Annotated in this window: 17 protein-coding genes, 1 tRNA gene and 1 pseudogene; 10 read left to right on the forward strand and 9 right to left on the reverse strand. The window is 60.2% G+C overall.

Annotated elements, in window-relative coordinates:
• Together J2Y83_RS09415 and J2Y83_RS09420 are read left to right on the forward strand one after the other, a co-directional pair.
• Window positions 1-3,618, forward strand: coding sequence for a transporter substrate-binding domain-containing protein (locus J2Y83_RS09415; protein ID WP_253394689.1), 3,618 nt, complete (start codon window positions 1-3; stop codon window positions 3,616-3,618).
• 133 nt (window positions 3,619-3,751) lie between these two features.
• Window positions 3,752-4,174 (forward strand): chemotaxis protein CheY, encoded by a 423-nt coding sequence (locus tag J2Y83_RS09420; RefSeq protein ID WP_253394690.1) that lies wholly within the window; start codon window positions 3,752-3,754, stop codon window positions 4,172-4,174.
• Here the strand turns inward: J2Y83_RS09420 and dkgB are convergent.
• A complete protein-coding gene (gene dkgB, locus J2Y83_RS09425) occupies window positions 4,171-4,989 on the reverse strand; it encodes a 2,5-didehydrogluconate reductase DkgB (protein ID WP_253394691.1) in 819 nt (272 codons plus the stop codon). The genes J2Y83_RS09420 and dkgB overlap by 4 nt on opposite strands.
• A 172-nt stretch (window positions 4,990-5,161) precedes the next feature.
• Complete coding sequence (locus tag J2Y83_RS09430; protein WP_253394692.1) at window positions 5,162-6,238, reverse strand: 3-deoxy-7-phosphoheptulonate synthase; 1,077 nt, start codon at window positions 6,236-6,238, stop codon at window positions 5,162-5,164.
• A 619-nt stretch (window positions 6,239-6,857) separates the two neighbouring features.
• On the opposite strand from J2Y83_RS09430, the gene J2Y83_RS09435 reads away from it, so the two are divergent.
• Together J2Y83_RS09435 and J2Y83_RS09440 are read left to right on the forward strand one after the other, a co-directional pair.
• A complete protein-coding gene (locus J2Y83_RS09435) occupies window positions 6,858-7,625 on the forward strand; it encodes a carbon-nitrogen hydrolase family protein (protein ID WP_253394693.1) in 768 nt (255 codons plus the stop codon).
• A 1-nt stretch (window position 7,626) separates the two neighbouring features.
• Complete coding sequence (locus J2Y83_RS09440) at window positions 7,627-8,076, forward strand: GNAT family N-acetyltransferase (protein ID WP_253394694.1); 450 nt, start codon at window positions 7,627-7,629, stop codon at window positions 8,074-8,076.
• A gap of 52 nt (window positions 8,077-8,128) precedes the next feature.
• Here J2Y83_RS09440 and J2Y83_RS09445 read toward each other — a convergent pair whose 3' ends face one another.
• Window positions 8,129-8,368: a DNA-binding protein gene (locus J2Y83_RS09445; RefSeq protein ID WP_253394695.1), complete on the reverse strand. Its 240-nt coding sequence runs from the start codon at window positions 8,366-8,368 to the stop codon at window positions 8,129-8,131.
• A gap of 83 nt (window positions 8,369-8,451) precedes the next feature.
• On the opposite strand from J2Y83_RS09445, the gene J2Y83_RS09450 reads away from it, so the two are divergent.
• From J2Y83_RS09450 to J2Y83_RS09475, 6 genes are all read left to right on the forward strand, one after another.
• The gene (locus J2Y83_RS09450) at window positions 8,452-8,808 is read left to right on the forward strand and encodes a helix-turn-helix domain-containing protein (protein WP_253394696.1); all 357 of its coding nucleotides are present in this window, start codon (window positions 8,452-8,454) and stop codon (window positions 8,806-8,808) included.
• A 165-nt stretch (window positions 8,809-8,973) separates the two neighbouring features.
• Window positions 8,974-9,615, forward strand: a complete 642-nt coding sequence (gene gacA, locus J2Y83_RS09455) for a response regulator transcription factor GacA (protein ID WP_247407148.1) — start codon at window positions 8,974-8,976, stop codon at window positions 9,613-9,615.
• 1 nt (window position 9,616) lies between these two features.
• Entirely contained in the window at window positions 9,617-11,440 is a 1,824-nt protein-coding gene (gene uvrC, locus J2Y83_RS09460; RefSeq protein WP_253394697.1) for an excinuclease ABC subunit UvrC, read from the forward strand.
• A gap of 32 nt (window positions 11,441-11,472) precedes the next feature.
• The gene (gene pgsA / locus J2Y83_RS09465; RefSeq protein WP_247406081.1) at window positions 11,473-12,033 is read left to right on the forward strand and encodes a CDP-diacylglycerol--glycerol-3-phosphate 3-phosphatidyltransferase; all 561 of its coding nucleotides are present in this window, start codon (window positions 11,473-11,475) and stop codon (window positions 12,031-12,033) included.
• 63 nt (window positions 12,034-12,096) lie between these two features.
• Window positions 12,097-12,172 (forward strand) — tRNA-Gly (locus tag J2Y83_RS09470).
• A 64-nt stretch (window positions 12,173-12,236) separates the two neighbouring features.
• Complete coding sequence (locus tag J2Y83_RS09475) at window positions 12,237-12,557, forward strand: Arm DNA-binding domain-containing protein (RefSeq protein WP_094989695.1); 321 nt, start codon at window positions 12,237-12,239, stop codon at window positions 12,555-12,557.
• A gap of 208 nt (window positions 12,558-12,765) precedes the next feature.
• Here the strand turns inward: J2Y83_RS09475 and J2Y83_RS29820 are convergent.
• The 6 genes and pseudogenes from J2Y83_RS29820 to J2Y83_RS09500 form a co-directional block, all read right to left on the reverse strand.
• A pseudogene (locus J2Y83_RS29820) lies at window positions 12,766-12,864 on the reverse strand (type II toxin-antitoxin system RelE/ParE family toxin); the annotation flags it as partial.
• Between the two features lie 123 nt (window positions 12,865-12,987).
• A complete protein-coding gene (locus J2Y83_RS29825) occupies window positions 12,988-13,194 on the reverse strand; it encodes a helix-turn-helix domain-containing protein (RefSeq protein WP_373423801.1) in 207 nt (68 codons plus the stop codon).
• A 145-nt stretch (window positions 13,195-13,339) separates the two neighbouring features.
• Entirely contained in the window at window positions 13,340-14,722 is a 1,383-nt protein-coding gene (locus tag J2Y83_RS09485) for an LLM class flavin-dependent oxidoreductase (RefSeq protein WP_253394699.1), read from the reverse strand.
• Between the two features lie 232 nt (window positions 14,723-14,954).
• Window positions 14,955-17,441, reverse strand: a complete 2,487-nt coding sequence (locus J2Y83_RS09490; RefSeq protein ID WP_253394700.1) for a TonB-dependent receptor plug domain-containing protein — start codon at window positions 17,439-17,441, stop codon at window positions 14,955-14,957.
• Between the two features lie 36 nt (window positions 17,442-17,477).
• Window positions 17,478-17,975, reverse strand: a complete 498-nt coding sequence (locus J2Y83_RS09495; RefSeq protein ID WP_253394701.1) for a RidA family protein — start codon at window positions 17,973-17,975, stop codon at window positions 17,478-17,480.
• 25 nt (window positions 17,976-18,000) lie between these two features.
• Window positions 18,001-19,575 (reverse strand): flavin monoamine oxidase family protein, encoded by a 1,575-nt coding sequence (locus tag J2Y83_RS09500; RefSeq protein WP_253394702.1) that lies wholly within the window; start codon window positions 19,573-19,575, stop codon window positions 18,001-18,003.
• Between the last annotated feature and the right edge of the window lie 11 nt (window positions 19,576-19,586).

Genomic DNA, 19,586 nt, shown 5'->3' on the forward strand with positions numbered 1-19,586 from the left:
ATGACCGCCACTGCGTTTAAGCGGTTCGCCGCGATCTTGTTGATGGGCCTGTTGCCCATGATCGCAGTGGCCGTCGATGAGTCACACGCACTGCGCTTGTTGGGGCACTCTCAGCTCGAAAACGCCAGCCTGATGCTGGATGAAACCGACTGGCGCTGGCTACGTGAGCGGCGCACGTTGGTGATGGGGGTGTCGGCGCCGGATTATGCGCCATTCGACCTGAGCAACAACAACGACGAGCTTGAAGGCATTACCGCCGATTATGCGGCGCTGGTGGCGCAGGCGTTGAATGTCACCGTCGAAGTGCGGCGCTACCAAACCCGCGATGAAGTGATTGAAGCGCTCAAGCAAGGCGCGGTGGATTTCGTTGGCTCGGCCAACGGCTATGAAGCCGCGGACCCGCAGTTGGTGCTGTCGCGTTCATACGCCAACGATCAACCCACCCTGGTCACCCGTATCGGCGACACCCAGGCCCTGAGCGCAGACTTGGCCGGTAAGCGTGTGGCCATGCTGTATCACTACATGCAGCCCGATGCCGTGCAGCAGTTCTACCCCCACGCGCAGTTGCAGCTATTTGCCTCGACCTTCGAAGCCATCGGTGCGGTGGCGTTCGGTCGGGCCGATGTCTACCTGGGGGATGCCATCAGCACCCGGTACCTGATCAACAAGAACCACCTCAATAATGTGCGCGTGGCAGATTTTTCCGGCCTGGAGGTCAACCCTTTCGGGTTCGCGTTCACCAAGGATAATGTTCGCCTGCGCAACATCGTCAACACCGCGTTGGCCACCGTGCCGGTCAACCAGCAGATGGATATTCTGCGCCGCTGGAGTGCTGGCGGCAGCGGTTACATGGAAGCGGAACGGCTGCGCCTGAGTGACAGTGAGCAGCGCTGGCTGGAGAAACACCCGCGTGTGAAAGTGGCGGTGCTCGACAAGTTCGTGCCGTTGTCGTTTTTCAATGAGCGAGGGCAATTCGAAGGGTTGAGCTCCGAGGTGCTGTCGCGGATCAGCTTGCGCACGGGCCTGAAGTTCGATGTGGTGAAGGGCAGTTCGCTGCCTCGACAAATTGACGAGGTCAACGCTGGCCAGGCGGACATGTTGGCGGTGATTACCCCCAGCGTCGAGCGAACCGAGAAGCTGCGCTTCACCCGGCCTTACCTGTCCAACCCGTATGTGTTGGTGGTTCGCGCCGAAGACGAGCGGCTGGTGACCCTGGAAGACTTGCCCGGAAAACGCCTGGCGTTCATTCGCAGCAACAGCCTGGGTGAGCAAATCGCGCGGGATTATCCCAGCATCGAGTTTGTCGACAGCGCGAACCCTGAGGCGGCCATGGAACTGGTGGCCAATGGTGGGGCCGATGCGACCGTGATTTCGCTCATCAGTGCGCGCTATATGATCGCGCGTCACTACCGTGACCGCTTGCGTATGACCAGCACCGTCGGCACGGAGCCGGCGCGGATCACGTTTGGCGTCAACCGTAGCCAGTTGGAGTTGTATTCGATCCTCGACAAGGCGTTGTTGAGTATCACGCCTGAAGAGCTGGATGAGCTGACCAATCACTGGCGCAGCGAGATCATCATTGAAGACAGCTACTGGCTGCGCCATCGCAACGCAATCATCCAGGGCTTCAGTCTCGCTGCGGTGCTGTTGTTGATTACCCTGTGCTGGGCCTTTTACCTGCGCAGCCTGATTCGCAAGCGCGCCCAGGCCGAGCGCGCGTTGAGCGATCAGATGCGCTTTATGAGCGTGTTGATCGACGGCACGCCTCACCCGATTTACGTGCGCGATCGCCAGGGGCGGTTGATGGCCTGCAACAATGCCTACCTCGACGTATTCGGTTTCAAGCTCGAAGACGTGATCGGCAAGACCGTGGTGGAAACCGACACTGGTAACCCGCCGCAAGCCCAGTCGTACCATGACGACTACCTGAAGTTGATGGCGCGGGGCGAGCCGCAGATTCATGACCGGATCCTCAGGGTGCCGGGCGGCGAAGTCCTCACGATTTACCATTGGATGCTGCCGTACCGCGACGGCGACGAGAAGGTCGTGGGCATGATTGCCGGCTGGGTGGATGTGAGTGAGCGCCACCGCTTGCTGGGCCAGTTGCAGGAAGCCAAGGACGATGCCGACGCCGCCAACCGCGCCAAGACGACGTTCCTGGCCACTATGAGCCACGAGATCCGGACACCGATGAACGCGGTGATCGGCATGATCGAGTTGGCGCTCAAAAGCGCCGAGCAAGGTCGGGCGGATCGCGATGCGCTGGAGGTGGCGTCGGTGGCATCGCGGGGCATGCTGGAATTGATCGGCGATATTCTGGATATCGCACGGATCGAATCCGGGCATCTGTCCCTGGCCCAGGAGCCGGCCAACCTGCATGAGTTGCTGGCTTCGGTGGTGCGGGTATTTGAAGGACTCGCGCGAGCCAAGGGGTTGGCGCTGCGCGTGACACTCGATCCGGCGCTTGATCGCCCGGTGCTGATCGATCCGCTGCGCTTCAAGCAGGTGGTCTCGAACCTGCTCAGCAATGCCATCAAGTTCACCAGCAAAGGCCAGGTGCAACTGGGCGCCCAGGGGGACGTTTCGGAGGATCGACTGCTGCTCAGGTTGTGGGTGCAAGACACGGGTATGGGAATCAGTGCTCAGGATCAGCAGCGGCTGTTCAACCCGTTTATCCAGGGCAGCAACGCTGAACAGTCGGCACGCAGCGGTTCAGGACTGGGGCTGGTGATCAGCCGCAGTTTATGCGAGATGATGGGTGGTCAGTTGCACCTGAGCAGTGTGCTGGGGCAGGGCACCCGAGTGGACGTGAGCGTGGCGCTGACCCTGGCGGCCGCGATGCCGGCGCCGGCTTCGGCGCCTGTCCCGCACGGCCCGCCGACGCGCGCGTTGAGTATCCTGGTAGTGGATGACTACCTGGCCAACCGTTTGCTGCTGGCCCGGCAATTGAGCTTCCTGGGGCATCGCATCACCACGGCGGAGGACGGTGTTCAGGGGCTGGCGTTGTGGCAGGCCGGGCACTTCGATGGGGTGATAACCGACTGCAATATGCCCCTGAAGGACGGTTACACATTGGCCCGGGATATTCGTACACAAGAGCGCGAGCGAGGCCTGGTGCCGTGTCTGCTGCTAGGGTTTACCGCCAATGCCCAACCCGAAGAAGCCGAGCGCTGCCGCCAGGCAGGCATGGACGGGTGCCTGTTCAAGCCCACCGGGCTCGAAGATTTGCGATCGGCCCTGGTCCCGCGCATGGCAAGCCCATGCGAGCCGCAAGCCGAACCGGCGTTTGATCTGGGGACGCTGATCATCCTGACAGGGGACGATCGCGCCGCGCTCAACGAATTGTTGATGCCGCTGCTCGACAGTCTGGAAGCCGATCACAGGCTATTGCCGTCGTTGCGACGCCAGGCCGACTTCGCCAAGTTGCATGATCTGGCACACCGCGCCAAAGGCGGTGCGCGGATGGTCAAGGCGCACGTGCTGATCACCTGTTGCGAAACCTTGGAGGCCGTGTGTGAACGGCACGACCTCCAGGCGCTGGGTGGGGCGGTTGAGGGCGTCGACCAGGCGATCAATGATTTGCATCACAGCCTGAGCGTTTATTGCAATCAGCCTTGACGCAGGGAGATGTCATTCGGTGAATTTGGGACAACTCCTACACGAAGGGGGAACATGCCTGATTTTGTCTGCGGGATATGTCTGGAAAATGGGCCGCTCTCACTCAACGAGCACTGCCTGCCAGGGGTTTGCCATGCCGAACAAAGCACTGACCATCCTGATTGCCGATGAACAGCACCTGCAACGGCTGTATATCGAAAAAATGCTCAACCGTTTGGGGTATCACCGGATTGTGCCGGTGCAAACTTTTGAGGAGGTTCAGATCCTCACGGCGATTCCGGCTGAACCCTTTGACGTGCTGATCGTCAATGCAGGGTTGGTGGCCCATACCGGTGGGCCGCAGGCCCAGGTGCGCCACGTGCTGGTCTATGATCACCTGGACTTGGACGTACCCGTAGGCTCGACACCGCAGGTACTGGTCCGTTTGCCCGGGGTACCGGATAACGTCAATCTTGAACACTTCATGGACATCATCGACCCACCCGAGGCCACTACTGGCCTGCGGGTATTGCCATGGCTGCGGGAGTTATCGCGCATGCCGGTGGCTGGGGTTTAGTCCCACTTCGGCGCGATACCTTGGGGGCTGGTCAGGCGCTGGCCCCGTTCCAGCCCGGCAATTTGCGCCATGTCGGCAGCGCTCAAGGTCAGATGCAGGGCCTTGAGGTTGCTTTCCAGGTTGGCGCGTCGGGTGGACGATGGGATTACCGCGTAGCCCAATTGCATGGCCCAGGCCAGAGCCACTTGCGCCGGGGTGGCTTGATGGCGTTCGGCGATCTGTTGAATTACCGGGTCTTTCAGCACCTCGCCGTAGGCCAGGGTCATGTACGAGGTGATCTGGATGCCATGGTCGGTGACGAAATCCACCACCTTCTGGTTTTGCAGGTAGGGGTGCAGCTCGATCTGGTTGGTGGCGATGTTGTCCGCGCCTACCGCAGCAATCGCCTGCTGCATCAGATCGACAGTGAAGTTGGAAACGCCGATCTGACGGGTCAGGCCCAGGCGCTTGGCTTCCAACAACTGGTCCATGAATACGGCGACGGGCACCTGGTCTTCCGGCGATGGCCAGTGGATCAGAGTCAGGTCCAGGTAGTCGGTCCTGAGCTTGCGCAGGCTTTCCCTGAGGCTTGGTATCAGTTGGCCTTCGGCGAAATTGGCGATCCAGATCTTGCTGGTGATAAACAGCTCGTCACGCGGCACACCGCTGGCGGCGATCGCTTGGCCGACGTCGGCTTCATTGTCGTAGATCTGTGCGGTGTCGATGACGCGGTAGCCCAGTTCCAGGCCGTTGCTCACGGAGTCGATCACCACCTGGCCTTGCAGGCGGAAGGTGCCGAGGCCGAAGGCCGGGACGTTGTGCGTGGGGATAGACATCAGTAACTCCTGAGGGGGGTGAACAATAGCGTCGAGTATCCGCCCGTCGTTCCTTCGGAAAAACCGTCCAATCCGAAAAGGACTCTTTACCGCAAGTCACGAATGGCCAGACGGCTGATCGTTGCGGCCGCCTGGCTTGTCCGCGCGTTGCGGGCAAGCCAGCGTCCATTGCTCAGCCGATGGTGTGTTCGCGCAAGCGCTCGGCTGCACTGCGCAACAACTGCTCGGTGCTGTCCCAGCCCAGGCAACCGTCGGTCACCGACACACCGTATTTCATCGCCGGGCCTAATGGCTGGCAGCCTTCGAACACGTGACTTTCGAGCATCATGCCGATCAGCGAAGTGTCGCCCTGCAGGCGTTGTTCCAGCACTTCATTGAACACTGCCGGCTGACGCAGTGGGTCTTTGCCGCTGTTGGCGTGGCTGCAATCGACCATGATCCGCGCGGCTACCTTGGACTTGGCCAGGTCTTGTTTCACCTGGGCCACGCTCTGCGCATCGTAGTTCGGCCCACGGTGACCGCCGCGCAGCACCAGGTGCGTGTCGGGGTTGCCCGGGGTCTGGATGACCGCCGGGTGGCCCTGGCTGTCGAGGCCGAAGTGCCGGTGCGGGTGGGACGCCGAGCGCATCGCATCGCAGGCAATGGCGACACCGCCGTCGGTGCCGTTCTTGAAGCCGACGGGCATGCCCAGGCCGCTGGCCATTTCGCGGTGGATCTGCGACTCGGTGGTGCGCGCACCGATGGCGACCCAACTGAGCAGGTCGTCGAAGTAACCGGCGGCCATGGGTTGCAGCAACTCGGTGGCGACCGGCAGGCCCAGGCGCAGCATTTCGCGCATCAGTTCGCGGGACAGGCGCAGGCCAGCCGCCATGTCATCGCTGCCATCCAGGTGCGGGTCGTAGGCCAGACCTTTCCAGCCGATGGTGGTACGCGGTTTTTCGACGTAGGCGCGGATTACCAGCAGCATCTGGTCGCTGACTTCCAACGCCAGATTCTTCAGGTTGCGTGCGTACTCCATGGCCGATTCCGGGTCGTGGATCGAACACGGGCCAACGATCACCAGCAAACGTGAATCTTCGCCATTGAGGATGGCGCGCACGGCTTGGCGATGGGCGTGGATTTGTTCATTGAGGAATGGGCTGAGTGGCAACTGGTGCTTGAGCTCAAGGGCGCTGGGCAAGCGCAGGGTCAGTGCTTCATTGGCGCTGGTCAGGGCAGAAACGGGCAGAGCGGCGACGGAGGAGTTCATCTTCAAGGCTTCCTGGGCAAGCGGCGGGCGATTCCCGCGCGCTCTGCCCTACTGGGGTGTTCGACAATTGGCCGTAGTGGCTACGTGTGCTGGCTTGCCACCGATAGGTGACCGATCGGAGGCGGCAGGCTGTCCCGAGCGGAGCTTGCTAAATCGCCATGCGGTGCTGGTGTCGTAGCGGTAATAGGTGGCGTAGTTCATGTCGTGATTCCTTTAAATGTTCTTGATCAAACAAAGTGTTCAGGGCTGAAAAAGCAAAACCCCCGATCGGGGAGCCGACCGGGGGTTAGATTTCTCTGGTAGGCGACCCCTTGAACAGTGGGCGCCGATTTCAGGTATCAGGCGCGCCAGTGGCTAAACCAATACCCAAAATAAAAGCTGACTCGTGCACTCAAACCGTTCACACGGGTAGCCGACACCGAGCGCGAGGCGCTGGCAGCAGGACAAACCTGAGTGTGGGTGAGTTGCAACATGGTGTTTCTCCAAATGATGGTGGGAGCTTACTAGAGGCGCACGGGTGGATTCAATCAGTAATTTCTATTGTGTCGAGGTACTTACGGCTATGGGGTGAGTGCCGATATGCTGGTCGCCACTCGATAATGATTGCTGGGACGCGACCATGACTGCCTTGACCCTTGCGGTTGCTCAATCCATTTCCATCGCGGGCGACGTGCCGGCCAATATCCAACGGCACCTGGCGTTCATGCGCGCAGCGGCTGAGCATGGCGTGCAACTGCTGGTGTTTGCGGAGTTGTCGTTGACCGGCTATGAGCCGTCCTTGGCGGGTGAATTGGCGATAGCCCCCTCGGACGCACTTTTAACACCGCTGCGCGAGATGGCGCGGGAGCTGCGCTTGACCGCCGTGGTGGGCATGCCGATCCGCTTGGCGCCAGGGGCGGGCGTGTTGATCGCCGCACTGGTGCTGGGGGCAGACGGTTCGCTTGCGGTATACACCAAGCAGCATCTGCATCCCGGCGAAGAGGTGGCGTTTGTCGCGGGGCAGGGCGGTGTTGCACTCGAGTGGGGGGATGAGCGAATTGCGCTGGCGGTCTGCGCAGACTTCTCCCACGCCAGCCATCCACGTCAGGCCGCACAAGCGGGCGCCACGGTATACGCCGCCGGCGTGCTGATCAGCGAAGGCGGCTACGCAACGGACAGTGCGCTGCTTCAGGGCTATGCCGCCGAGCATGGCCTGGTGGTGTTGATGGCCAATCACGGTGGCCCATCGGGCGGCTGGGCGTGCGCGGGGCGCAGTGCTATCTGGGCTGCCGATGGGCATGTGCTTGCCGCCGCGCCGGGTGTGGGCGATGCACTGGTGATTGCTCATCGCGACAGCGGGCGCTGGACCGGCCGATCAGTAGTGCTGTGTGCTGAAGAGGTTCGATGACATGACGTTTCACTTGCGCGCGGCGACTGAACAGGATCGCTCATTTGCCCGGACGCTGACCTACGAAGCCATGCGTGGCTACTACGCGCAATACGGTTTGCTGTGGTCCAACGATGGTTTCGATGTCGCCTGGGCAGGGCGCGAGAATTGGCTGATCTGCAGCGACGACACCGTGATGGGCTTTATCAGCCTGAGCCGCGATAGCCAGGCGCTGTATATTCGCGAGTTGCATATTCTCGAACCTTTGCGTGGGCGCGGAGCAGGCAACTGGGTACTGGAGCAAATGGCGCTCAAGGCATGCGGTCAAGGCCGCGGTCTTTTACGGTTGACCGTATTTAAAACCAATCCGGCAAAAAGGCTTTATCAGCGCAAGGGTTTGCAGGTTGCGGGTGAGGAAGCGTGCTTCTGGCGCATGGAGCGCGACTGTCGGCCCAAACCTGTGGACCAATAAGTGACTCATCTGCGCAAAACAGGCACAGCTGTTTAATAAGCGCATACTGCGTTTAGGACATTATTTCCTGTTCCTGCCTCAGGGGCTCATTCTCGGCAAGAATGACGCCTTCTTTCATGCCCAGAAGGACCGCTACCTTATGGGCCTCTCCACGCCGTCCTTTCTTGCGCCCAGCGAGCACCTGATAAGTGGTTGCCGGGTCGACACCGTGTTCCCGGGCGAACGCTTGAACTGACTTACCTTGATGTTCAAGCCAAGCCTTGGCTTGTGCAGCAGTACGAATTCCGGGCATAGTTCAAAACCGTTCAAGTTTGTTTAATCAAGGGATGAACATATCACCTCTTGAAGGGTGCCAATTTAGGATCATACATCCAAATGAGTGGAATCGGTTCGCGTTTACGGCAAGAAAGAGAGCGGCTTGGCTTGTCGCAAAAAGTGTTTGGTGAAATTGGAGGCGTAGAAGCGAACGCACAAGGGAAATATGAAAACGGTGGGCGTGCCCCGAAAGCCGATTATTTATCGCGTGTGGCCGAAAGAGGGGTGGATCTCCTTTACGTATTAACGGGAGCACCCACACCGGCTCAAATGGATAATCTGAGTCATATCGAAGAAAAAGTGCTGGGCGACTACCGGTCGATGTTCAAAGAGGACCAGGATGCAATCAGCCGGTTGACCTCAACCTTGGCCGAGCATTCGGCAACCATGAAAGTGAACGGCAAATTCAAGCTATAGCCCGCAATTCCTGACCTTTCGCCCAGAAAACAGCGCTGCTCGTCGTTCGGCGGGCACGCTCTTCGCGCTCAAACGCTATATATATGACACTTGCAACTAGGTCTGCGCCTTGGTTTTTTGCTAAGGTGTTCAGCAACCTATAAGACCATATCGCGAGGTGTCTGCTTGATTAGGGTGCTAGTAGTCGATGACCATGATCTCGTTCGTACAGGCATTACACGAATGCTGGCTGACATCGATGGCCTGCAAGTAGTCGGCCAGGCTGAATCGGGGGAGGAGTCCCTGATCAAGGCCCGGGAGTTGAAACCCGATGTGGTGTTGATGGACGTCAAGATGCCTGGGATCGGCGGTCTTGGTGCCACTACCAAATTGTTGCGCAGCCATCCGGACATCAAAGTCGTGGTGGTTACCGTGTGCGAAGAAGACCCGTTTCCTACACGCCTGCTGCAGGCGGGTGCAGCGGGTTACCTGACCAAGGGCGCAGGCCTGGCGGAGATGGTACAAGCCATTCGCCTGGTATTTGCCGGCCAGCGCTACATCAGCCCGCAGATCGCTCAGCAGTTGGCGATCAAATCCTTCCAGCCCACCAGCGACTCGCCGTTTGATGTGCTGTCCGAGCGGGAAATCCAGATCGCCTTGATGATTGTCGGCTGCCAGAAGGTGCAAGTCATCTCCGACAAGCTGTGTCTGTCACCCAAGACCGTCAACACCTACCGCTATCGCATTTTCGAGAAGCTCGCCATCAGCAGTGATGTTGAATTGACCCTGCTCGCAGTGCGCCACGGCATGGTGGACGCCAGCGCCTGACATGACCACACCGTTTGATCCGAGTGCCTTTCTCTCGACCTGCAGCGGCCGCCCCGGCGTGTACCGCATGTTCGACAGCGAGGCGCGCCTGCTGTATGTGGGCAAAGCCAAGAACCTGAAAAGCCGCCTGGCAAGTTACTTTCGCAAGACCGGCCTCACGCCGAAAACCGCCGCCCTGGTGGCGCGTATCGCCCAGGTCGAAACCACCATCACCGCCAACGAAACCGAGGCGCTGCTGCTTGAGCAGACGCTGATCAAGGAATGGCGGCCGCCCTACAACATCCTGCTGCGTGACGATAAATCCTACCCCTACGTGTTTTTATCTGACGGCAACTTCCCGCGCCTGAGTATTCATCGGGGCGCGAAGAAGCAGAAGGGCAAATACTTTGGACCTTACCCAAGCGCCGGTGCGATTCGCGAAAGCCTGAGCCTGCTGCAAAAGACCTTTTTCGTGCGTCAGTGCGAAGACAGTTTCTACAAGAACCGCACCCGGCCGTGCCTGCAATATCAGATCAAGCGTTGTAAGGCGCCCTGTGTCGGCCTGGTTGAGCCGGCGGAGTACGCCGAGGATGTGCGCCATTCGGTGATGTTTCTCGAAGGGCGCAGCAATGCCCTCACCGACGAACTCTCCGGCGCCATGGAGCAAGCCGCGAGCACCCTGGATTTCGAACGAGCCGCCGAGTTGCGCGACCAGATCTCCCTGCTGCGCCGTGTGCAGGACCAGCAAAGCATGGAAGGCGGAACCGGCGACGTCGATGTGATCGCCGCGTTCGTCAACCCGGGTGGCGCCTGTGTTCACCTGATCAGCGTGCGTGGCGGTCGGGTGCTCGGCAGCAAGAACTTCTTCCCGCAGACCGGTATTGACGAGGAGGTTGCTGAAGTCATGGCTGCGTTCCTGGGCCAGTATTACGTCAGCAGCCCCGAGCGCGATTTGCCCTCGGAACTGATCGTCAACGTCGTGCATGAAGACTTCCCGACGTTGATCGAGGCCATCCACGCGTTGCGTGGCCGTGAACTGGACATCAGCCACCGCGTGCGCGGCACGCGTGCACGCTGGCAGCAGTTGGCCGTGACCAACGCCGAGCAGGCCCTGAGCGCGCGCCTGGCGAATCGACAGCACGTGGCTGCGCGCTTCGAGGCACTGGCCGAAGTCCTCAACCTGGACGAGCCGCCCCAGCGCCTGGAGTGCTACGACATCAGTCACTCCAGCGGCGAGGCCACCGTGGCGTCCTGCGTGGTGTTCGGGCCGGAGGGACCGATCAAATCCGACTACCGGCGCTACAACATCGAAGGCGTCACCGCCGGCGACGACTACGCCGCCATGCACCAGGCCTTGACCCGCCGCTTCAGCAAATTGAAGGACGGGGAGGGCAAGCTGCCCGATATCCTGCTGGTGGACGGCGGCAAGGGCCAGCTGTCCATGGCCCGCGACGTGCTCAACGAACTGGCGGTGCCCGACCTGATCCTGCTCGGCGTGGCCAAGGGCGCCACGCGCAAGGCCGGCTTCGAGACGTTGTACTTGAATGATGCCGCCCATGAGTTCACTTTGAAGGGCGACTCGCCTGCGCTGCACCTGATCCAACAGATCCGTGATGAAGCCCACCGTTTTGCCATTACCGGCCATCGCGCCCGTCGCGGCAAAACCCGGCGAACCTCAACCCTGGAAGGCGTGGCCGGGGTAGGTCCGACACGCCGACGCGACCTGCTTAAACATTTTGGTGGCTTGCAAGAGCTCTCCCGTGCCAGCATTGACGAAATAGCCAAAGCACCCGGTATCAGTAAAAAGCTCGCTGAGTTGATTTATGCAAATCTGCACAGCGAGTAGAATGCCTTCTCACCTCGCAGCCAGTTGTGCCGATGAATATCCCTAATCTGATCACCGTTCTACGCGTCCTGCTTATCCCGATTTTCATTTTGTTGTTCTATTTGCCTTACGAATGGAGCTACATGGCCTCCAGTTCGGTGTTCGCCGTTGCTGCCGCCACCGACTGGCTTGACGGCTACCTGGCCCGCCGCCTGGAACAGAGCACGCCGTTCGGTGCGTTCCTCGACCCGGTGGCTGACAAACTGATGGTGGCCGTCGCCCTCGTGTTGCTGGTGCAGGAACACGGCAACCTGTGGCTGACCCTGCCGGCTGCGGTGATCATCGGCCGCGAGATCGTCGTTTCGGCCCTGCGTGAATGGATGGCCGAAATCGGCGCTCGCGCCCACGTCGCCGTGTCGAACATGGGCAAATGGAAAACCGCCGCGCAAATGCTCGCGCTGGTGATCCTGCTGGCCAACCCGTCGGACTTCTCCTTCTGGGTCTTGCTGGGCTACGCCTTGCTACTTGTCGCCGCCGGCCTGACGCTGTGGTCCATGCTCCAGTATTTACGCGCTGCCTGGCCTCACCTGCGGACCACCGTTGAAAAAAAATAAAACTTTTTTGAATCAAGGGGTTGACGGGTGCTGAGGATTCTATAGAATGCGCATCACCAAGACGCGGGAATAGCTCAGTTGGTAGAGCACGACCTTGCCAAGGTCGGGGTCGCGAGTTCGAGTCTCGTTTCCCGCTCCAAGCATTCACAAAAACGCCACTCAGTAGAGTGGCGTTTTTGTGTGCGTGACATTTACGTTCGGCGTTGAAAAGCGAGGCTTCGGCCCCGACTCTCACCGATACCCGAGTCCGAAACGCCAAACCCCGTGCCAAGGACTACACCCTCCCTGACTACAACGGCCTCGCCCTCTTCGTTAGTACGAAAGGTGCAAAGTGCTGGCACTTCCGCTTTTCCTGGGCGGATAAGCAACCCCGTATTTCTCTCGGTACCTACCCTGAAATTAGCTCAGGAGATGCTCGTGCTCTGCGTGATGCCCCGAGGGCACTGGTCGTCAGGGGCGCCAATCCGCGTGTCCTTCGGCAGCTGGAGCGTAATGCCAGGCGCCTGGCCGCGGCAAACGCCTAAGAAGCGGTTGTTCAGCATTGAAAGTGGTACGCAAAGTTGAGCATCGTGTTTCTGGTGGTGGGTCTCGATAGTCCGGTCGGACCCGGAACCTCGCGCTTCAATTGGCCGCCGAGTCGGCTGGCAGCGAGGGCGCTCAGGTTGAGATGTAGAGGGGGGCGCCTTACCTTCGCTGTTCATGGCCAGTTAAACCGTTGGGCCAGGTCGGTGATCAGTAGTTGGGCAGGTGCAGCTGCACCTCCATGGCGTCATGAAGGAGTCTGACGACCTCAATCACGTCGTCGTTTGCCATGCGATAGAACACGACATGGCTTGATCTCCAGCGAGTCCCAGCCGACTGCGCGCAGTCCGATCCTTCCTATCAGTAGCTCGAACAATCGCAATGCTATTTTGTCGCGAACCTCGCGAAAGGGGCGTGGGCGGGCAATCAAACTTAAATCCGGGTTAAGCCCATTGCTGCCAATTTTCCTTGCCGAGGCTCGTTCCTGCCGGAAGTCTGGCGCTCTCGCCGCCATTGTCCAGGTGACACACCTGTAGCGGCTTTGAACGCGCGGCTGAGCGCGACGTCGCTGCCGTATCCAGCCTGCTCCGCCGCGACTGCGATCGAACCCGGTTGAATCTGCAGCCAGGCCGTGAGCATCCATTGTTCATCTGCGCCCGGCAGCGCGATCAATCCCGAGTCTGGACCTTGGCGCTGTTTCTTACGCTGTAAACGCTGATCCCCCGCGACGTTTTCCTCGAACGGTCGGCGACTGCTTGATAACGCTTGAGCAGTCGCCTTCGGGCTAAAGCGCCTTGCCGAAACGGAATGAAGCGCCATAAGCCGAGTCGGGTAAATGGCTGCGGCCATCTGCCCTTAACCTGGACCTGAAGGTACCGCTTTGCGGCTGGGTCCTGTAGAGGCCGCGCTTTTGTAATTCGGGAATGATCAACTCCACGAAATCTTCGAGTGTGCCAGGGCTGATCAACGGATTGATCATGTAGCCGCTGGTGCCGGAAATGCGTGCGTGTTCTTCGATCCGGTCGGCTACCTGTTGTGGGGTACCCACCAGGATCAGGTCGCTGCCGCGGGTGACTTTGGCAAAACGTTGCTTCACATCCCCAGCGGTCAACGGCTTACCACTGCCATCGGGGTGCATGACATAGGACGTCAGCCCTTCGGTGTGGGTCGACAATGCATCGCTGTCGGCATAGCGACTGATATCGATGCCCGTGTCGCCCGCATAACTGACCAGTTGCGCTTGAAGATGGTAGTTGCTTTGCAACGCGTCATATTTGCGCTGCGCTTCAATTTCGGTTTTGGCGGTGACGATGCGCAATACAGTCAGGGACTTCACATCCTCTCGCTGGCGACCGAGAGCCTGGGCCTTGGTCCATATGTCCTCCAGGCCCTGACGGATTTCCTGAGGGTTGGACTTGGCAATGAAGATCAGCTCGGCATGCTTGGCGGCGAACTCGCGACCGCGACCCGACCAGCCGGCCTGGATCAGTAGCGGTGTGCGCTGCGGCGACGGTGAGGTGAGGTGCGGACCGGCGACTCGATAGTGCTCGCCCACGTGGTTAATCGGCCGTACCCGATCACCCCGGGCATACAGCTGATGAGCTTTGTCCGCGACTACCGCATCGTCGGCCCAACTGCCTTCCCACAGCTTGTACACCACATCGAGAAATTCTTCGGCGCGTTCGTAGCGGTCATCGTGTTTGATCATCTGTTCAAGGCCGAAGTTACGCGCGGCGCTGGACAGGTAAGAGGTCACGATGTTCCAGCCCACCCGCCCGTTGGTGAGGTGGTCCAGGGTGCTGAAGCGCCGAGCGTGGGAGAAGGGGTGTTCATAGCTGGTGGTGACCGTGACGCCGAACGCAAGGTTTTCGGTGACCGCGGCCAGGGCGGGAATGATCATCAATGGATCGTTGGCCGGAGCTTCCACAGCCCATTTCATTGCGGCATCGGCATTGCCACCAAAGACGTCGTAGAAACCCAGCACGTCGCCGAAGAACAGCATGTCGAGGTTGGCCTGGTCGGCAATGCGCGCCAGGTTCGACCAGTAGCCCAACGAGTTGATTGCCAGGCGTTCGTCAGCCGGATGCGTCCAGAGGCTCGGCGCACCTCCACAGCCCACACTGGCTTGTTCGTAGAGTGCAAACAACAGAGGTTTTGGATCGGACATCATGGCTCCTGAAAAAATTGAAGAGGCGTATCTGTATCAACTCAAACGCATAGATTGAAACGCACTATAAAAGTAATTTGTACTTCTGTAATGGAATAAGAGCCTTGTATCAGGCTATATGGAAACCTAAGCCTCAGGCGCCATCCTTGCCGGAGGCGGCACCGCTCAGAATGAATGGCCGCGCTTCGAAATACCCTGCGATCTTTTGTTCTTGCTCTACGCGCCCGAGGAGTCAGAACGCGTATTGCACGCGGGTGTAGTAGTAACCGCCGGTGAAGCCGAAGGGTGAAAAACTGCCCCAGTTATCGCCGAATGAAGAGTTGCTTACGCCGATATGGTCCGGGTACTTGTCGAACAGGTTCTGCGCGCCGACGGCGACGGTCAGTTGTTTGTTGAGCGCATAGGCCACGTCCAGGTCGGTGATCCATTTGGCCGAATACTCGCGGTCCAGGCTTGGATCGCTCGAGCTGTTGACCTCGGTGTAGGTGCCATAACGGGTCAGCCGCAGGTTGACGTCGAAGTCGCTGATCGCCCAGTCAGCGGAGAAGATCATCTTGCTGCTGGGCGAGGTTTTGGTAATCAATGCTCGCGATTGGCGTCCGAGCAGCTGGAAGTCGCCCAGGGCGGTCAGTTGTGACGGTGTGTCGTTGACGCTGAGGATTTTCGTGTGGTTGTAGTTCAGTGCCGCAGTCCATCTCACCGAGCCGAACTGGTTCAGGTTCTGCCGGTAATTGCCGACCACATCGACCCCGGACGTCCGGGTGTTGGCGCCGTTGGTGAAGTACTGCGCGCCAGCGGTGGCCGGCACACCAATGCTGTCGAGCAGGGCGGCGACGCCCGGGCCCTGGAAACGTTCGCTGAGCACCAGACGGTCGCGCAGGTTGATGACGTAGCCGTCCACGGTCAGGCTCAGGTTTTCGCTGGGAGTCAGAGCGAAACCGAGACTGAAGTTGGTCGAGCGTTCGGGTTTCAACGACTCGGCCCCAAGAGCCTGGGCGCCGGCCGAATCCACCGGCAGAATCACGTAGTTGTAAGACTGGTAGACACCATTGATGGTGTCGAACCCGGTCGAGCGCGCGGTGAAAATCTGATTGGCCAGCGACGGCGCGCGAAAGCCATTACTGATGGTGCCGCGCACCGAAAACACCGGGTTGAATTCGTAGCGGGTGCTGAGTTTGCCGCTGCGGGTGCCACCGACGCCTTCGTTGTAATGCTCGTACCGTGCGGCGACGCCGAGGTACCACTGTTCGACGGGGTAGAAGCCCAGGTCGATGTAGCTGGCGACGCTGTTGCGGCTGACTTTCTGTGCGTCTTCAGGACTAATGCCGTTGGTGACCTGGGCGCCCGGATCGGGACGCTGCCCGGCGCGCGGATGGCTGGCGGGGAACACGTAACCGCCATCGATATACGAGGCTTCGGAGCCGGCGCGGGTCTCGTAGCTTTCACGTCGGTGCTCGAAGCCGAAGGCGACATCCAGCGGCTTGGCCAGGCCGATTTCGTAGCTGTTTTTAAGATCCAGATTACTGGTCAGTTGGTCCGCGATGTAAATGCCGGAGGTGAACTTGTTCGGGGTGTTTTCGCCCAGCGACGGGTTCTGGTTGTTGTAGGTGCGTTGCTTGGCGTAGTTACGCCCGTAGGTGCTGCTCAGGTCCCAGGCCCAGCCGCTGAAATCCTCGCCCTTGGCACCGAAAGCGGACTGGAAGTCGGTTTCGTTGATCAGCCAGTAAGGACTGTAACCGTCGGGATAGCCATTGGGGCCGGTGGTGATGGTGTTGCGCCCGTTGGGCAGGCGGAAATTCTGGCCGTCGTTGTTCTCCCGGGTGGCCAAGGTCGAGAACGAGTAGAGCGTGACGGCATCGTTCAACGGCAGGTCGAGGTTGTAGGCGACATCGGCCAGTTGACTGCGGGGCAGTCCGTAACCCTTGTAAGTGTGGTGGCTAGCGTTGGCCTCACGCGGGTCGGGCGAGCCGTCGGCCTGCGGATAGTAATGCGTGCTATAGCCGTTGCTGCCGGCCTTGTTGTCGCGTTCCTGATAGCGGGTGTCGAGCGAGACATTGAGTACACCGGCTTCGCCGATCTGAAAACCATAATTGAGCGCCTCCTGCGCGGTCCCGCGTTTGCCGTCATAGCCTTGGCCGAGGGTGGTGTCGGAACTGCCGCCGGTGGTTTGCTTGAGGATGATGTTGATCACCCCGGAAATGGCATCCGAGCCGTACTGTGCCGCTGCGCCATCGCGCAGCACCTCGATGTGATCGATGGACGCCACCGGGATCAGGTCGAGGTCGCTGGGTGCCGCGCCGCTGTTGATGCCGTTGATGTTCAACGTGGCGCTGGTATGCCGGCGCTTGCCGTTGACCAGCACCAACACATGGGACGCTGTCAGCCCCCGCAGGGTGGCCGAGCGCACTACGCCGCTGGCGTCCCAACCGGCGCGGTCGGGCAGGTTGAAGGACGGGATGAACTTGCTCAGCGCCTCCAACAGGCTCGGTTTTCCGACCGAACGCAATTGTTCGCCGGTCACCACGTCGATCGGAATCGGGCTGGTGGTGACGGTGCGTTGGACGGTGCCACGGTTACCCGTGACGACTACCGTGTCGAGAGTCGGTGAGTTGCTTTCGGCGGCCTCGATATTGAACGAGGCCAAGCCACAGGCAATCGACAGGGGCAGCAATAACGGGCGGTAGGCAGGCGCGGCAAGGCGCGTTTGGCAGGTGAGCATGAGAGTGAGGCTCCTGAATGTCGGCTAAGGTCCGTGTCACTTCTTGCGAGCGGCGACGGCTTCGATTTCGACCAAGCCGCCCGGTAGCGGCAGGGCGACTACCTGCACGGCGGTGCGTGCTGGTTTGTTCGGTTGCGCGGCGCTGCCGAAGAACGGCGTATAGCCTTCCTGCAACCCGGCGAAATCGAGCTTGCCGCCCTTGGCCGGATCGCCCACCAGAAACACCCGAAGTTGCACCACATCACCCAGGTCCAGGCCTTGGCTTTGCAGCACGCCTTTGAGCTTGTTGAGAATCGAGGTGGTCTGCGTCGCGGTGTCGCCATAGGCAGCGAAGGAATCCTTCGGCGCTTTCGGGTCGTGCAGGTCGGCGAGCAGGCCGCTGACAAACAGCAGGTCGGTCTGTGCCGGAACCGACACCGCCAGCGAAATCGGGAAACTCGAATTGGGCAGGGCGATGCGCTTGATCTCGTCGGCGTGGCTGGTGAGGGCGGTGGCGGTCATGAGGAGTCCTGTGAGCAAAGTCATGGTTTTCATCGGTCAGTCCTTTATTGAAAAAAAGTCAGGCGGCAACGCCCGCTTGCTGGCGTTCGGCATGGCGGCCGATCAGGGAAGCGATGCGTCGCGCCGAGTCGGCGGCGCTGTTCTGCCAGATGCCGACGCCGCCATGGGCGAGGGCGTCGCTGGCCAGATACGTGCGGCCCTGAGGCTCGTTGAGGATCTGGTAAGCGCTCTCGCCGACCTCGTCGTTGACGATCCACGGGCCTTTGCTGAAGGGCACCTTGGCCCAGTTGATCGCCACCGGTTTTTGCAGCTTGGTGCTGTGTCCGGGGTGCAGCAGTTCCACGGCTTGCCGCGAGGAGGCGAACTGTTCGGCGAGGGATTTCTTGCTGAAGGCCTGGGCTGATTGGCTGGTGTTGTAGGCCGCGACCAGAATCCCCTGGGCACTGTTCAACCGGTCGCTGGGGTACCACAAACCTTTGACTTCATGATCCAGGTACGACAATCCGCCGTAGATGTTGAAGTCGGTTTCCCAGAAACGCGGCGACTGCCAGGCGACTTTGTTCGCCTGATCGCTTTGCGCGCTGAGAATCGCTTGCTTGAACGGCTGGCTGAAGTTACTCGGCAGCTTGGCCAGCAACGGCAAGGGGACCGTGACGATGGCGTAATCGGCGCTCAGCGTCTGGGTGGTGCCGGTCTTGCGGTCCCGGTAGGTGATGCGGCTGCCGTTTTCGGAGGTCTGAATGTCGCTGACCTCGGCGTTGAAACGCACCGCGTCCTTGAGCTTGTCGTAGAACGCGTAGGGAATCCGGTCCATGCCGCCAACCGGTTGGAACATGGTTGAGGAAAACTCCGGGATCTCATCGAACACCAACGCGCCCCAGAGCTTGGGATTGAGCAGGGTCTGTAGCTCCAGCGGTGCACGGGTGATGCCGGTTTGATCGCCGGCACCGGGGATACGGGTGTACCCCGAGCGCACCGAGCCTTTGTATTTGAAGTCGGCGTTAAGATCGCCATAGACCTTGAGAAAATTGAGCAGCGCCTTGCGATCATCAACGCTCAAGTCCTGGTCCAGGGCCTTGCGGCTGACGGTGCGCGCCAGCAGTTCAGACAGTTGGCCGCGGGTGTCGTTGACCGCCTGGCGTAACTGGAACGCCGGTTTGGTCGGATCGGGCAAGGCCAGCGCATTGCGGCTGCTGTTGACCAGCACTTGCAGCTCGACACCCAGTTCGCGGCAGTAGCCGAGGATCGTCTGGTGATGGCTGGGAATACGTGCAGGACCGGCGTTGAAAAACTGCCCGTCGTCGAAGTCGACGGTCTGGCTGACGCCATCGTCGAAATCGACTTTGGTGCCGCGCCGCAGAGTCCAGTTGCGTCCACCCACTCGCTCGCGCGCTTCGAGAATGGTCACGGTGAAGCCAGCCTTGCGCAGCTCGTAGGCGCTGACCAGCCCGGATATACCGGCACCGACCACCACCACGTGCTTGCCTTTGCCACTGCTGCCCAGTTGCAGCGGATTGAATGTTGCCGCCACGGCCTGAGGCGTGAGCCCCAATGCACCGAGGGCGCTGACAGCGGCGGAATAGCCACCGACGGCGGCAATGCGGGAAATCAGTTCTCTACGGGTAACAGCCATCGTGGTGCTCC

Source organism: Pseudomonas marginalis (assembly GCF_024169655.1).
GTDB classification, from domain to species: Bacteria; Pseudomonadota; Gammaproteobacteria; order Pseudomonadales; family Pseudomonadaceae; genus Aquipseudomonas; species Aquipseudomonas paraveronii.